The sequence below is a fragment of the Streptomyces griseomycini genome, assembly GCF_014203535.1.
Classification (GTDB): Bacteria; Actinomycetota; Actinomycetes; order Streptomycetales; family Streptomycetaceae; genus Streptomyces; species Streptomyces griseomycini.
In genome coordinates this window covers 237,847-252,623 of sequence record NZ_JACHJI010000006.1, presented here as the reverse complement: position 1 = coordinate 252,623, position 14,777 = coordinate 237,847, and the positions used below count along the sequence as shown (strand labels likewise).

Annotated in this window: 13 protein-coding genes and 1 pseudogene; 6 read left to right on the top strand and 8 right to left on the bottom strand. The window is 75.0% G+C overall.

Going from position 1 to position 14,777, the window contains the following annotated elements; translation table 11 throughout:
* The first annotated feature begins 30 nt into the window (after positions 1-30).
* The 4 genes from FHS37_RS18750 to FHS37_RS18735 all read left to right on the top strand — a co-directional run bounded on the left by FHS37_RS18750 (position 31) and on the right by FHS37_RS18735 (position 3,400).
* Complete coding sequence (locus FHS37_RS18750; protein ID WP_184822646.1) at positions 31-681, top strand: alpha-ketoglutarate-dependent dioxygenase AlkB family protein; 651 nt, start codon at positions 31-33, stop codon at positions 679-681.
* Positions 682-717: 36 nt separating this feature from the next.
* The gene (locus FHS37_RS18745) at positions 718-1,956 is read left to right on the top strand and encodes an ROK family protein (protein WP_184822644.1); all 1,239 of its coding nucleotides are present in this window, start codon (positions 718-720) and stop codon (positions 1,954-1,956) included.
* A gap of 83 nt (positions 1,957-2,039) precedes the next feature.
* Entirely contained in the window at positions 2,040-2,927 is an 888-nt protein-coding gene (locus FHS37_RS18740) for an NAD(P)-dependent oxidoreductase (RefSeq protein WP_184822642.1), read from the top strand.
* Positions 2,928-2,980: 53 nt separating this feature from the next.
* Complete coding sequence (locus FHS37_RS18735) at positions 2,981-3,400, top strand: PPOX class F420-dependent oxidoreductase (protein ID WP_184822640.1); 420 nt, start codon at positions 2,981-2,983, stop codon at positions 3,398-3,400.
* 126 nt (positions 3,401-3,526) lie between these two features.
* Here FHS37_RS18735 and FHS37_RS18730 read toward each other — a convergent pair whose 3' ends face one another.
* The 5 genes and pseudogenes from FHS37_RS18730 to FHS37_RS18710 all read right to left on the bottom strand — a co-directional run bounded on the left by FHS37_RS18730 (position 3,527) and on the right by FHS37_RS18710 (position 6,634).
* Positions 3,527-4,111, bottom strand: a complete 585-nt coding sequence (locus FHS37_RS18730) for a DUF4865 family protein (RefSeq protein ID WP_184822638.1) — start codon at positions 4,109-4,111, stop codon at positions 3,527-3,529.
* A 30-nt stretch (positions 4,112-4,141) separates the two neighbouring features.
* Positions 4,142-4,705 (bottom strand): TetR/AcrR family transcriptional regulator, encoded by a 564-nt coding sequence (locus tag FHS37_RS18725; RefSeq protein WP_229889744.1) that lies wholly within the window; start codon positions 4,703-4,705, stop codon positions 4,142-4,144.
* A gap of 103 nt (positions 4,706-4,808) precedes the next feature.
* Positions 4,809-5,285: pseudogene (locus tag FHS37_RS18720) on the bottom strand (aldo/keto reductase); the annotation flags it as partial.
* A gap of 284 nt (positions 5,286-5,569) precedes the next feature.
* Positions 5,570-6,085, bottom strand: a complete 516-nt coding sequence (locus tag FHS37_RS18715; protein WP_308436696.1) for an ATP-binding protein — start codon at positions 6,083-6,085, stop codon at positions 5,570-5,572.
* Positions 6,086-6,310: 225 nt separating this feature from the next.
* A complete protein-coding gene (locus FHS37_RS18710) occupies positions 6,311-6,634 on the bottom strand; it encodes a hypothetical protein (RefSeq protein ID WP_184822632.1) in 324 nt (107 codons plus the stop codon).
* 335 nt (positions 6,635-6,969) lie between these two features.
* Between FHS37_RS18710 and cds1 the strand changes: the two genes are divergently transcribed.
* Positions 6,970-8,094 carry an L-cysteine desulfhydrase Cds1 gene (gene cds1 / locus FHS37_RS18705; RefSeq protein ID WP_184822631.1) on the top strand — a complete coding sequence of 375 codons (1,125 nt, stop codon included), beginning with the start codon at positions 6,970-6,972 and terminating at the stop codon, positions 8,092-8,094.
* A gap of 31 nt (positions 8,095-8,125) precedes the next feature.
* Here the strand turns inward: cds1 and FHS37_RS18700 are convergent, their stop codons facing one another.
* Positions 8,126-8,596, bottom strand: coding sequence for an SRPBCC family protein (locus FHS37_RS18700; RefSeq protein WP_184822629.1), 471 nt, complete (start codon positions 8,594-8,596; stop codon positions 8,126-8,128).
* Between the two features lie 69 nt (positions 8,597-8,665).
* Positions 8,666-9,508, bottom strand: coding sequence for a DeoR/GlpR family DNA-binding transcription regulator (locus FHS37_RS18695; protein ID WP_184822627.1), 843 nt, complete (start codon positions 9,506-9,508; stop codon positions 8,666-8,668).
* A 292-nt stretch (positions 9,509-9,800) separates the two neighbouring features.
* Here FHS37_RS18695 and FHS37_RS18690 point away from each other — a divergent pair, with 292 nt between their 5' ends.
* Complete coding sequence (locus FHS37_RS18690) at positions 9,801-12,173, top strand: hypothetical protein (RefSeq protein WP_184822624.1); 2,373 nt, start codon at positions 9,801-9,803, stop codon at positions 12,171-12,173.
* Between the two features lie 13 nt (positions 12,174-12,186).
* On the opposite strand, the gene FHS37_RS18685 is transcribed toward FHS37_RS18690, so the two are convergent.
* Positions 12,187-14,640, bottom strand: a complete 2,454-nt coding sequence (locus FHS37_RS18685; RefSeq protein WP_184822622.1) for a right-handed parallel beta-helix repeat-containing protein — start codon at positions 14,638-14,640, stop codon at positions 12,187-12,189.
* Between the last annotated feature and the right edge of the window lie 137 nt (positions 14,641-14,777).

Genomic DNA, 14,777 nt, shown 5'->3' with positions numbered 1-14,777 from the left:
GCTCAGGACGGGTCGGGCAGGATGGGGAGCATGGACGCCGAGCTGTTCCCCCGCTCCCGTACCCAGGTGGCGCCCGGCGCGGTGCACGTGCCGGACTGGCTGGACGCCCGGGCACAGCGCGAGCTGCTCGACGCCTGCCGGGAGTGGGCCCGGCCGCCCGCCGGACTGCGCACGGTGCGCACCCCCGGCGGCGGCACCATGACGGCCCGGCAGGTGTGCCTGGGGTGGCACTGGTACCCGTACGGCTACGCCCGCACCGTCGTCGACGGCGACGGCGCCCCGGTGAAACCCTTCCCCGACCGGCTCGGCGCGCTGGCCCACCGCGCGGTGACCGACACGCTCGGCGCCGGGACCGCGCGGGACGCCGCGTACGACGTCGCGCTGGTCAACTTCTACGACGGCGACGCCCGCATGGGCATGCACCGCGACAGCGACGAGAAGGCGGACGCGCCGGTGGTGTCGCTGAGCCTCGGCGACACCTGCGTCTTCCGCTTCGGCAACACCGAGACCCGGACCCGCCCCCACACGGACGTCGAGCTGCGCAGCGGCGACCTGTTCGTCTTCGGCGGGCCGTCCCGGTTCGCGTACCACGGGGTGCCGAAGGTGCACGCGGGCACGGCGCCGCGGGAGTTGGGACTGACCGGGCGGCTGAACATCACCGTGCGGGTCAGCGGCCTGTAGTCGGCACCGGTTGCGGATCATGGGAGACTCGCCCTCATGAGCGGGAAGGCGGACCCCCGGCCGGCGGGGGAAGGGACCACCTCGAGGACGCGGTTGGACCGGGGACGCGGTGCGCTCGGTCCCGCACTGGAGCTCGTGCACACCGGACGCGCGCCGACCCGCGCGGTGCTCACCGCCGAACTCGGGGTGACCCGGGCCACGGCCGGCGCGGTCGCCGCCGAACTGGAGGCGCTCGGACTGATCCGGGTGGACGCCCGGCCCGGCGCGGCGGCCGGTTCGCAGGGGCGCCCCTCGCACCGGCTCTCGGTCGCCGAGGACGGACCCGTGGCCCTCGCCGCACAGGTGCACGCCGACGGTTTCCGGGCGGCCCTGGTCGGCCTCGGCGGCCGTACCGTCGCCACGACGCCCGGCTGCGAGGCGGTCGACGCCGACCCGGCGAAGGTCCTGGGCTCCGTCGTCGCGGCCGGTGCGGAGCTGCTGCGGGAGACCGGGCGGCGGTGCGTGGGCGCCGGTCTCGCGGTGCCGTCGGCGGTGGCCGAACCGGAAGGGCTGGCGCTCAACCCGCTGCACCTGGCCTGGCCCGCGGGCGCACCGGTGCGGGAGATCTTCGCCGAGCAGGTGCGGGCGGCCGGCCTGCCCGGACCCGCCTTCGCGGCCAACGACGTCAATCTCGCCGCCCTGGCCGAGCACCGGCACGGCGCCGGGCGCGGCTCCCGCGACCTGCTGTGCGTGGCCACCGGGCACCGCGGTGTGGGCGGTGCGCTGGTGCTCGACGGCCGTCTGCACTCGGGCAGCTCGGGTCTCGCCCTGGAGGTCGGCCACCTCGCCGTCAACCCCGAGGGCCGGCCCTGCCACTGCGGCAGCCGTGGCTGCCTGGACGTGGAGGCGGACCCGCTGGCCCTCCTCACCGCGGCGGGACGCGCACCGGGCCCCGAGATGTCCCTGCTGAAGCAGGCCGACGACCTGATCCGCGGGCAGTACGACGACCCGGCCGTCCGCACGGCCACCGAGACCCTGATCGACCGCCTCGGCCTCGGCCTGGCCGGCCTGGTCAACATCCTCAACCCCGACCGGATCATCCTCGGCGGCCTGCACCGCACCCTCCTGGAGGCCGACCCCGACCGGCTCCGCGCCGTCGTCGCCGACCGCAGCCTGTGGGGCCGCAGCGGCGGCGTCCCGATCCTCGCCTGCACACTGGAGCACAACAGCCTGGTCGGTGCCGCCGAGCTGGCCTGGCAGCCGGTGCTGGACGACCCGCTGGCGGCGCTGGCGTAGCGGCCCGCGCCGGGACCGGATCACGCACAATGACCGGCGAGCACCGATCGCAGAAGACGGCCCCACCGGAGGAAGCCGACGTCATGACCGACAAGCTCACCGTGAGCGTCCTGGGCACCGGCATCATGGGCGCGGCGATGGCCCGCAACCTCGTCCGTGCCGGACACACCGTCCGCGCCTGGAACCGCACCCGCGCCAAGGCCGAGCCGCTCGCCGCCGACGGCGCGTACGTCGCCGACACCCCCGCCGAGGCGGTCGAGTCCGCCGACACCGTGCTGACCGTGCTGTACGACGGCCCGGCCACCCTGGAGACGATGCGTCGGGCCGCTCCCGCCCTGCGCCGGGGAACGGCCTGGGCGCAGTCCACGACCGCCGGCCTCGAGGGCGTCGCCGAGCTGGCCGGCTTCGCCCGCGAGCACGGCCTGCACTTCTACGACGCCCCGGTCCTGGGCACCCGCCAGCCCGCCGAGGCGGGACGGCTGACCGTGCTCGCCGCCGGCCCCGCCGAGGGCCGGGACAAGGTGACGCCGGTGTTCGACGCGGTCGGCGCGCGCACCGTGTGGACCGGGGAGGACGGGACGGCGGGCAGCGCGACCCGCCTGAAGCTGGTCGCCAACAGCTGGGTGCTGGCGGCCACCGCCGCCGCCGGCGAGACCCTCGCCCTCGCCGAGGCCCTCGACGTCGCACCGGACGGTTTCTTCGACCTCATCGCCGGCGGTCCGCTCGACATGGGCTATCTGCGCGCCAAGGCCGCCCTGATCCTCGACGGGAAGCTGTCCCCGGCCCAGTTCGCCGTGACCACCGCCGCCAAGGACGCCCGTCTGATCGTGCGGGCGGGCGAGCAGCACGGCGTCCGCCTGGACGTGGCCGCCGCGAGCGCCGAACGCCTGGAGCGGGCCGCCGCCCGGGGCCACGGCGACGAGGACATGGCCGCCGCCTACCACGCCAGCTTCGACGAGCCCACCACCTGAACAGCCGTACGCGGCGCGCGGGAACCGTCCGAAGACCATCACAGGAGGTCGTCATGTCCAAACCCCCACTGCCCCCCGAGGCCGCTGCCCTGCTGCGCCGTCCCAACCCCTGCGTCATGGCCACGGTCCGCTCCGACGGCGCGCCCGTCTCCACCCCCACCTGGTACCTGTGGGAGGACGGCCGTGCGCTGGTCAACCTCGACGAGGGCCGGGTGCGCCTGAAGCACCTGCGCCGCGACCCGCGCGTCACCCTCACCGTTTTGGCCGACGACGACTGGTACACCCACGTCACCCTGCTCGGCCGCGTCGCCGAGCTGCGCGACGACGACGGTCTGGCCGACATCGACCGCCTCGCCCGGCACTACACCGGCAACGCCTACCCGGACCGGGAGCGCGCCCGGGTCAGCGCCTGGATCGAGGTCGACCGCTGGCACGGCTGGGGCGCGATGAAGGACAGCGACCAGTCCGGCTGACCGCCCGCCGCGCGGGCGGCCCTCGGTGCCGGTCGGCATCGAGGTCCCGGACGGGGGTCCCCGGCGAGGACGGGCGCCCCCCGGGGCGCCCGGGCGGCACATCGCCGGGGCCGGGACGGACCGCGCTCACCACTGGCGCCTCCGGGGCAGCCGGTCCCGTTCCGGTGCCGACACGTGCAGCACCTGGAAGACCTCGCCGTCCTCCTCGGGCGCGTCGTGCGCCCAGAGCGAGAAGTGCACCAGCTCCCAGCGGGCGGTGTCCACGGCGGCCGCGGCGAGCACCGCGCCGTCCCGGCCGGCCAGCCGCCCGCACTCCCGCACCGCCTCCTCGGCCCGCTCGCCCACCCGCCCCCCGTCCGGCACGGGACGCCGGTGCCGGACGGCGACGACGGCCGGAGCGTCCGCGGCCACCCCCTCCTCGTACGCGAGGCCGGTCCACTGCCGCACCGGGGGACGCCCGAAGTCGTCGGCGACGCCCTGGAACCCGCCGTCCCAGAGGAAGGCGTTCATGCCCTCGACGGTGTTCCACAGGTAGAACGGCGCGTACTGGTTGACGGGTGAGCCGTGGACTCCGCGCTCGCGTGTCAGGTACGCCTTGACGCCGAGGCCCGGCCACGCGTCGAGCAGGTGCCCGCGCCGGGCCACCCGGTCCCGGACGATCCCCATGTCGTAGTCGGCGGGCAGGGTGAGTTCGTACTGCAGGGCGTGCAACGGGTTCACCTCCGGGGAGATCGACGGGACCTACCGCTCTCGTGGCGCGAGCAGCACGAGCAGACCGCGCACCCCCGCGTCGAAGGCGGCGGGGGAGCCGGAGGCACGGGCCAGTACGTAGCCGCCCTGGACGGTCGCGACGACGGCCGCCGCGACCTCCGAGCTGTCGAGAACCGGCGCGAACTCGCCCTGCTCCTTGCCCTCTTCGACGATCCCGGTGATCCGCGTGCGCAGCCAGTCCAGGGTCTCGTCCACCGGGGCGCGCAGCGCGTCGTCGGCGATGACGTCCGGGTCCATGGTGAGCCGCCCGACCGGACAGCCGCGCAGGACGTCGCGCTCGCGCAGCAGGTACGCCTCGATCCGCTGGTACGGCGTTCCCGGCCCGGCGAGGACCGCGTCGGCGGTGGCCCGTGTCTCCTCGGCGGTCCGCCGGATCGCGGCCAGCGCGAGGTCCGGCTTCCCCCTGAAGTGGTGGTACATGCTGCCCTGGCCCGCGCCCGACCGCTCCAGGATCGCCTTCGGGCTGGTGCCCACGTAGCCGCGCTCCCACAGCAGTTCGCGGGTGGACTCGATCAGCCGTTCCGAGGTGCTCATGCCAGCACTGTACATACCAGTAGGTACAGAAGGCGAGCGTTCCTCGGCGGGGCCGGCCGTCCGCCTGCTCCCCGTGGGGCACCACCGGGGCGATCGCCCGGGCCTCGGCCAGGTGTTCCGGCCGGACGTCCGAGAGTCCGAGGTGCCGGACCAGGCCCGCCTCGCGCAGCTCGGAGAGGGCGCCGAAGTGCGCGGCGACCGAGGTGCCGGGGTCGTTGACGCGCAGGTCGACCACGTCGAGGTGGTCCCGGCCGGGCCGGCGCAGGTTCTCCTCGACCTGGCCGCGGAGCCGGTCGGGGCGGACCATGGCGAGCCGCTGTCCGGAGGGGGCGCGCCCCGGGCCGGCCTCGGTCACCACGGCCACGTCGTCGCGCCGGGACGCGAGGGCCGGGTTGACGAGCTCGTTCGCGGAGCGCAGCGGCGGGAAGCGGAAGGCGGCCGTGTCGACGTGGTTGACGCCCCGCTCGAACGCGCTGCGCGGGATCCGGACGGCGGCGCCGCGGCCGATCGGTCCGCCGTCGGAGCCGCCCCTCGTGCCGTTGCCGGTCAGCCGCATCGCGCCGTAACCGACGCGGTTCACCTCCAGGTCCCCGCTGCCGCTGCTGCGCTCACCGTGCTCCTTCACCCGTCGGTTCGTCAGGAGAGCAGGAGAGCAGGAGAGCAGGAGGGCGCGGGGGCCGCGGCAGGCCGGTGGACTGGACGAAATGTCACGTCCGCACCGGGAACGGACCACCGGGGTGCGGCCGTCGGAACTGCCGAAGCGTTCGACCGGCAGCGGCGTGCTCGCCGGCCGGGGGCCCGCGGGCCGGCGGGGACCCGGTGGGTCTCACCACCGGCTCCCCGCCGGCCTGACGGTCGCCGGTGTCAGCCGGGGACGGTGGAGCGGGCCGGAGCCCGTTCGCGGTGGGGGTCCTCGGCGGTGTGCTCCACGAGGGCGACCTCCGCGAAGCGCCGGCCGGCGGGCTCGCCGGCCGTGAGCCGCGGATGCCGGTCCCAGGCCGCCGGGGCGGTCGCGGAGGGCGTCAGCAGGGTGAACCACACGACCTTGCCGGAATCACCGTCCGGCAGCGCGCCCCAGCTCTCGCTCATCGCGGCCACCATCGCCAGCCCGCGCCCGCAGGTGGCGAGCGGACCGGCGTCCTCCACGACCGGCAGACGCGGGTCGCGGTCGCGCACCGAGACCTTGAGCCGGTCGAGCAGCAGTTCCATCTCGACGGTGCACGTCTTGTCGGGTCGGGCGTGCCGGTGGACGTTGGACAACAACTCCGTCACACCGAGCGAGGCCCGGTCTATCAGGGAATCCATGTGCCAGTAGCGCAACTGCGCAGATACGATTCTGCGGACCTGGCCGATCCGCGACGGCAGGGCTTGGAGCTCCACCGTGCAGTGCCTGCTCGGATGACTGATCACGGCTGCGACTCCCCGGTGTCAGGTCCGGAAAGGGGTCCGGAAGAACACGGAGTACGGATCCAGCAGGACGCCCGCGTGACGCTGCCGCCTGCTGTCGTGGCCGGCGGGCTGGTTCGCAGCGTTATCGCCGGTAAACCCAGAGTGACGTGAGAACAGCGTGACGCAAGGGGCGGAGTGACGCAAGTCACGGGCATCTCAGGCGTCGCGCCCCGACGCCCGGCGGACGGCCTCGATGAAACGGCGGGCCGCGGGCGGACCGGGCTCGCCCGGCGCGGGGTCGTGGTCGCCCAGGGTCAGCAGGTACCGCTTGCCGTTGAGGTCCGCCAACGCCCGGTCCTCGGGCGCGAACCAGGGCCGGGACGCGCGCACCGCCTGCACCGGCGCGCTGTCGATCTCGCTGCCGTAGCTGGTGAGCAGCTGCAGCCTGCCGTCGCTGATCCGGACCTGGCCGGCCCGGGTGAGCGACCGCAGCCGCTTGCCGATCCGCACGCCCGTGGCCGTGAACTCCGGCTCCGCCATGCCGCCCGCCCCCTTGTGCGCGTCGGTGTGCCGGACCGTGCTCCGCGGGCCGGCCCGTGTCCAGATCCAGCGTGCCCCTGGTGCGGGGCCCTGCTCCCGCCGGTGCAGTCTGCCCCCACCCGCCGTCGAGCACCAGTGCGCGCGCCCCCCTTCCCAGGGGCGCCCGGAGCACTCGCGCCAATGCGCCCCCGCGCCCCCGCGCCCCCTCGTCCCAGGGGTGCCTTTGAGTCGCTCAAAGATGCGTTTATGCAGGTGGGAAGTGGTGTGGAGGATGCTTATGATCGGCGTACCGGCCGCGCGAGACGCCGTCGGCGCTCAGCGTAAGGAGCCCCGTCGTGAGCACTGCCCACCCCACCCTGACCGGCGCCACCCTCGACGTCGACCACAGCGACCCCGCCTACCGCGCCTGGCTGAAAGAGGCCGTGCGCAGGGTCCAGGCCGACGCCAACCGCTCGGCCGACACCCACCTGCTGCGTTTCCCGCTGCCCGAGCGGTGGGGCATCGACCTCTACCTGAAGGACGAGTCGACCCACCCCACCGGCAGCCTCAAGCACCGGCTGGCCCGTTCCCTCTTCCTCTACGGGCTCTGCAATGGCTGGATCCGACCGGACCGCCCGGTGATCGAGGCCTCCAGCGGTTCGACGGCCGTCTCCGAGGCGTACTTCGCGAAGCTGATCGGCGTCCCCTTCATCGCCGTCATGCCGCGCACGACGAGCGCCGAGAAGTGCCGCCTGATCGAGTTCCACGGCGGACGGTGCCACTTCGTGGACGACCCCCGCACGATGTACGAGGCGTCCGCGGCCCTCGCGGCGGAGACCGGCGGCCACTACATGGACCAGTTCACCTACGCCGAACGGGCCACGGACTGGCGGGGCAACAACAACATCGCCGAATCGATCTTCCGGCAGCTGGAGTTGGAGCGGTTCCCGGAGCCCGCCTGGATCGTCGCCACGGCCGGCACCGGCGGCACCTCCGCGACCCTCGCGCGCTACGTGCACTACATGCAGTACGACACCCGCATCTGCGTCGCCGATCCGGAGAACTCGTGCTTCTTCGAGGGCTGGACCACCGGCGACCCCGACGTCGCCTGTGACCGCGGCTCCCGTATCGAGGGCATCGGCCGGCCCCGCATGGAGCCGAGCTTCGTGCCCGGCGCGATCGACCGCATGATGAAGGTGCCCGACGCGGCCAGTGTGGCCGCCGTGCGGGCCCTGGAGCGGGCCATCGGCCGCAAGGCGGGCGGCTCGACCGGCACCGGCCTGTGGAGCGCGCTGAAGATCGTCGCGGAGATGGTGGCCGACGGACGGCGGGGGAGCGTGGTGACGCTGCTGTGCGACCCGGGGGACCGCTACCTCGACAAGTACTACTCGGACGCCTGGCTGGCCGAGCAGGGCCTGGACATCGCGCCCTGCGCGGCGGCGATCGAGACCCTGCTGCGGACCGGCGCCTGGCCCGACTGACGGCCGGCGGGCCCCGCCGCACGGGCGCCCCCTACCGCGCGAGCCGCCGGTCCAGCGAGGTCACCGCGGAGCGGAACGCCCGCCCGAGCCCCGGCCGCGCGGCCCTGAGCGCGAGGCGGAACGGTGCCGTGCCGTCGGCGGCGAACGTCCACCGCACCCGCGTGCCCGTCCCGGCCGGCGTCAGTCGCCACTCCTCCACCAGGGCGCGCGCGCCGGGCGCGTTGGTCACGTCGACGCGATAGGCGTACACCTCGGGTTCCTCCGCCGCGAGGACCGCCTCGCGGAAGCGGGTGCCGCCCCGGAGCCGGATCTCACGCCCCGCGCCGCCGTCGAGGGGGCGGGCCAGCGTGACGGCCCCGAACCACTCGGTCCAGCCGGTCACGTCCTCGGCCAGCGCGCGGAAGACCGGTTCCGGAGCGGCGGAGAGCTCCCGGGCGAAGACCAGACGGACGGGCGCGGTCCGGACGAAGCCGAGCCCCACGGGGCGCAGACGGTGAGCCATGGGAGTAACCCCCTTGACGGGAACCGGAGTTGCGGCGGGCGGGCAGCGTACACCCCGGCCCGCGGCCCGTCAGACGTCCGCGGACTCCCCGTCGGGCTCCTCGGGCTCGCCCGCCACCACCAGCCGCCGCAGATGCTCCGCGACCTCCGCGCGTGCCTCGTCCGGCAGCCCGGAGTCGGTCACGAGGGTGTCGACCTGGTCCAGGGCGGCGAACGAACTCAGCCCCACGGTGCCCCACTTGGTGTGGTCGGCGACCACCACCACGCGCCGCGCCGACTGCACCAGCCGGCGGTTGGTCTCGGCCTCCGCGAGGTTCGGCGTCGACAGGCCCGCCTCGACGGATATCCCGTGCACCCCGAGGAACAGCAGGTCGAAGTGGAGCGTCGCGATCGCCTGGTCGGCCACCGGCCCCACCAGGGAGTCGGACGGAGTGCGCACCCCGCCGGTCAGCACCACCGTGGCCGCGCCCGGCCGGGGACCCGAGGTGCGCTGCGCCGCGTGGAAGACGTCGGCCACCCGCACCGAGTTGGTGACCACCGTCAGATCGGGGACGTCGAGCAGCTGGTGCGCCAGCGCGAACGTCGTCGTACCGCCCGAGAGCGCGATCGCCGCGCCCGGGGACACCAGCTCGGCCGCCGCCCGCGCGATGTCCTCCTTGGCGCTCAGCTCCAGGCCCGACTTGGCCTCGAAGCCGGGTTCGTGCGTGCTCGCCTCCACCACGGGGACCGCACCGCCGTGCACCTTCTCCAGCACGCCCTGCCGGGCCAGCGCGTCGAGGTCGCGGCGGACGGTCATGTCCGACACGCCGAGCCTGCGGGTCAGCTCGTTGACCCGGACCCCACCCCGGCGCCGGACCTCGTCGAGGATCAGGGTGCGCCGCTGCTCCGCGAGGAGGTTCTGATTCTCGCTCACGTACGCTCCGGTCCTTTCGCTTCGAAGCCACCCGACACGCCGCCCCGCGCATCCACTCCGACGAGCGCGTTCTCCGCGTCGTCGGTGCGCGGGCGTCCCATCCTCGCACGCCGGGCCCCGGGCGGCGCCACCGGCGGATCGTCGCGCACATGCCAGTGGTGTCCCGTAGGGTGCTTGCGCGTCACGCGGATCGGGGAGATCCCGTGACGAGGGGTGCGAGCCGCGCGGGCACGGGAGATCCTGTGTCCGCACGGGCGGAGCCGACGGCGTGTCACGGGGGAAGTGCGCATCAGTGGAACGTACGCAGGAACACGGACCGGCGGGGAACGCGGACGGCACCGCCCCACGGCCCGGACCGTCCGGGGCCGCCCTGGAACTCCTGGTCCACGGGGTGGGCGGCACCACCCCCGAGGCCATGCTCAATGATCCGCGCACGGTCCGGATCACCGGCGACGACATCGCCGCCGTGTTCCGGCGCGCCGACGACGCCGACGCGGAGCAGCGGCCCGCCGACCGCCGCGACGGGCCCGTCCCCGAGGCCTACGTCTGGTGCAACCTCACCTCCGGAAACGGCAGCCGTGCCCTGTGGCTGCTGCTGCTGCCCTTCATGGTGGTCAACCTCGCCCACTGGATGCGCCCCACCACCCGGGGCCGCAGACGCACGGTCCGGCTGTACGGGCTGCTGGTCCGGCTGGTCGGGCTGAGCCTGACGGTGCTGCTCGTCGCGGCCGCCTGCGAGGTCGCCCTCGACCTGGCCGCCTGGCAGTGCGCGGGCACGCGCGCGTGCGCCGAACGGCACTCCTGGCTCGGCTTCCTCTCACCCGAGGTCTCCGGCGGCGGCTGGTGGAGCCTCCCGGGCCGCAGGCTCGCCCTCGCCGCCCTGGTGCCCACCGCCCTGACCGGCCTGCTGTGGTTCCTGTCCCTGCGCACCTGGAACGCGTACGAGTCCCAGCAGCCGGTGCCCCGCGACCCGGAGCCCGAGGAAGCCGGCTGCCGCACCGCCCTGAACCGGCCCGGCTTCTGGTACGGCCGGCGCCTGGTCGCGCGACTGCGCGCCGCGCACACCGCCGCCGGACTGCTGACGGTCGCCGCCGCGGTCGGCTCCGCCGCCGCCCGGCACGACCGCGAGCCCGGCGGCTCCGCCCTCCTGGCCGTGCTCGGCGTGCTCCTGGAGGCGGTGCTGGTGGCGGGGGCGTGCGCGGTGGTGTGGGTGGTCTGCCGCCGGGGCCGCACCGAACGCCGTCTGGACGACGAACTCGACGCGGCTCTGGTGCGGCGCCTGCCCCTCGCCGCCCTCGTGCTGCTGGCGCTGACCTTCCTGTACGCCGGATGGGAACGCGACGGGTGGGAGTCGGCGGGCCGGTTGCCCGGCGACCCGACCTTCGGCGCCCTCGCCCTCGCCCAGGGGCTGCTGGTGATCGTCCTCGCCGGGGTCGCCCGCACCCTGTACCGCACCGACCCCGACCGGCGCGCCGCGATGCGGGGCCTGGCCGGGCCGGCGGTCGCCATGCTCGCCTGCGCGCTCGGCGGCGTGATGTCCGGCGGTGTGTCCCAGCGGATGTCCGACTGGCTGGACGGCACCGGGACGTCGATCCCGGGACCGCCGGTGCTGCTGACCTGGCAGGCGTCCGTGATCCCGCCGCTGCTGGTGCTGCTGCTGGTGCTGTGCGGCCGGCTGGCCCGGCGCGCCTGGCGCCTCGCGCGGGCCGAGCGCGCCGCCGTGGCACGCGAGTACCCCGGCGAGACGGGCGACCCCGGCCGCACCCGCCGCATCGCCACCACGCGTGCGATGGCCGCCCTCACCGACCGCGCACCGCGCGTCGTCGCCGTCACCTCCGCCGCCACCCTGCTGCTGGGCGCCGGCGCCCTCGCCGGCGCCCTGATCACCGACCGGACGCCCGGCGCGGCCACCCGGGGCTCGTACGCCGCCGTCCACGGCGCCGCCGAGACCGCGCAGGCGCTGGGCTCCTGGCTGATCGGCCTGGGCTTCGTCCTCCTCGTCGCCTACGGCCGGCGCGCCTACAAGGACGCCTCCACGCGGCGCACCATCGGCATCCTGTGGGACGTGGGCACCTTCTGGCCGCGCGCCGCCCACCCCTTCGCGCCGCCCTGCTACGCCGAGCGCGCGGTGCCCGACCTGACCTGGCGGATCGCCACCTGGACCGAGGCCACCGGCGGACGGCTGGTGATCTCCGGCCACTCCCAGGGCAGCGTCCTCGCCGCCGCCGCGGCCTGGCAGCTGCCGCCGTCCACCCGCAGGCGCGTCGCGCTGCTGACCTACGGCTCCCCGCTGGAGCGGCTGTACGGCCGCTGGTTCCCGGCCCACTTCGGCCCGGCCGCGCTCGGCTCCCTGCACCAGGAGGTCGACTGCTGGCGCAACCTGTACCGGCTCACCGACCCCATCGGCGGCCCGGTGCGGCTGCCCGGCGACCGCGGCCCCGAGGTGGACCGCGCCCCGCTCAGGGATCCCCTCGCCTACGGCCGCACCGGGGCCCACCCGTTGCCCGCGCCGATCCTGGGCCACTCCGACTACCAGGCGGACCCGGCGTTCGCCGAGGAACGCCGCAGGCTGCTCGCCCGACTGCGGCCGGACGTACCGGCACCGCGGCACACGGACGATCCCGACGGCGGCGGCCCGCCCGGCTCCCCGGTGCCCTCGGCGTAGCGGCGGGCGGTGCTCAGGGCAGTGCGGGCAGGTCCTCGGCGTAGAGGAGGGTCAGGTCGTCGGTGGTCGGCTCGTCGAACTGGGCGACGCGGCTCGCGTGCCGCTCGACCATCGCCTCGAACGTCTGCCGCGCGGTGCGCCCGTTGCCGAACGCGGGGCCCTTGGGGAGCTCCGCGAAGTACTTCAGCAGCGCCTCGCCCGCACCCGGTGCCAGCCGGTACTCGTGCTCCTCGGCCTGCTGCTCCACGATCCGCAGCAGCTCCTCGGGGCCGTAGTCGCCGAAGGTGATCGTCCGTGAGAAGCGGGACGCCACCCCCGGGTTGACCGAGAGGAACCGCTCCATCTCGGCCGTGTAGCCGGCGACGATCACCACCACCGCGTCCCGGTGGTCCTCCATCAGCTTCACCAGGGTGTCGATGGCCTCCTTGCCGAAGTCACGCCCGGCGTCCTCCGGGGAGAGCGCGTACGCCTCGTCGATGAACAGCACGCCGCCGCGCGCCCTCTCGAACGCCTCCTGGGTGCGGATCGCCGTGGAGCCGATGTGCTCGCCGACCAGGTCGACCCGGGACACCTCGACCAGGTGCCCCTTCTCCAGCACGTCGAGCGCGGCGAGGATCTCGCCGTACAGACGGGCGACGGTGGTCTTGCCGGTGCCGGGGGAGCCCGTGAACACCAGGTGCCGCTTGACCGACGCCGCCTTCAGCCCCGCCCGCTGCCGACGCCGGCCCACCTCGATCATGTCGATGAGGGCCCGCACCTCGCGCTTGACGCTCTCCAGGCCCACCAGCGCGTCGAGTTCGCCGAGGACGTCCTTCGAGGTGCGCGCGGCCGACTCCGGCTCGCGGACCGGTGCGGGGGACGCGGGCGGTGCCGCCTCGGTGCGCCGAGCGGGAACCGGGCCCAGCAGACCCGGGGAGCCGCCCACCGTCTGCACGGCCGGCTCCGGTGCCGGAGCCGGTGCCGGCCTCAGGCTCCCGCTCTCGTCGCTCGTGCAGTCCTCGACGACCGGACCGCCCGCACCCGAGGCCGCGTCCGCGCCGCCCTCGGCGAACTCGTAACCACCGCGCGCACAGCGCTCGGTGCGGCACTTCCTGAGCGTCGTGCGGCTGCCGTCGATCACGTGGAAGCCGTAGCCGCCGCTGCCCGTGACCCGGCAGCCGAGGAAGGTGCCGCGGCCACCGGCCGAGACGTAGACGCCGGCCTCGGCCGGGGAACCGATCGTGCAGCGCTCGACGGTCGGGTCGGCGCCCTTGGTGACGATCACGCCGGTCTGCACGCCGTCCAGGGTGCAGTTGCCGAGCGTGCCGCCGCTGCCGTGGTCCCGGAACCAGGCGCCGGTCGACGCCTCCCGGATCCGGCAGTCGTCGAGCTGCGCGGTGGCGCCGTCGCTCACCGACACCGCCGTGTTGCGCACCTGCCACAGGTCGCTGTCGACCACGTCCGCGCGCGAGCCGCGGTCGAGGACGAACAGCGCGTCCGGCACGTCGTGCACCCGGCAGGAGTCCAGCACGGCGGTGGCGCCGTCGCTCACCCACACCGCCGGGTAGTCGCCGGTGCTGTCGAAGATCTCGCACTGGTTGGCGTCCGCGCGCGTGCCCGGGTCCCACACGGACAGGCCGTTGCGGCCGAACTGCCGCACGCTGGTGCGGGTCATCGTGAGCACCGACCGGGACCGCAGGTCGACCGCGTTCTCCGGGATGTCGTGGATCCGGCAGTCGGCCAGCGTCAGCACCGCGTCCGTGTCGAGGGTGACGCCGTCGCCGGTGGTCCGGTGCACTGCGCAGTCGGTGAGGTGGGCGGTGGCGCGGTGCGTCACCTGGACGCCGCTGCCCCGCACCTCGTAGACCTCGCAACCCACCGCCTCCAGCGCCGAGTTCTCCCCGGTCACGGTCAGCCCCGAGCCCGAGGCGTGGTGCACCCGGCAGCGCTCCAGGCGGGGACGGCCACCACCGCGTACGGCCACGGCGGCCTGTCCCGCGGCTATCACCTCGCACTCCTCGAAGACCCCGCCCCCGCCGTCCAGTACGGCGATGCCGACGCCCGCCGGATTGTCGACCGTGCAGCGGCGCACCGTGGGACGGGCGCTGCCGCGCACCTCGACACCGGCCGCGGAGCGGGTGACCACGCGGACGTCGCGCAGCTCCGGGGTGCCCTCCTCGACCAGCACCGCCGGGGCGGCGGCGTCCTGGCCCTCCACGTGCAGGTCCTGCACCACCGCCGAGGCGCGCACGGTCAGCGGAACGCCGTCCACGGGCGCGAGGCGCACCGATCCGGGGGAGCCCTCGGGGCCGCGCAGGGTCACCGCCCGCTGTATGACGAGGTTCTCCCGGTAGGTGCCGGGAGCGACGGTGAGGACGTCGCCGTCGGCCGCGGCCTCCAGGGCGGCGGCGAGCGACGCGTACTCACCCGTGCGGCGGCGCCACCTCGACGTGCCGGTGTGCGTCACCTGGACCGTGCCCTGTGCCATGGTGTAGCCGTGCCCCCACCTCGTCGTACCTGTGGCTCGTTCGCCTGCCGGACACCGCGGCCGGCCCCCCGGCTCGCGCGCGGGGTGTCGCCGACCGGTTCGGCCGGACCACCGTAGCGTGCGCGCGGGCACGGGGT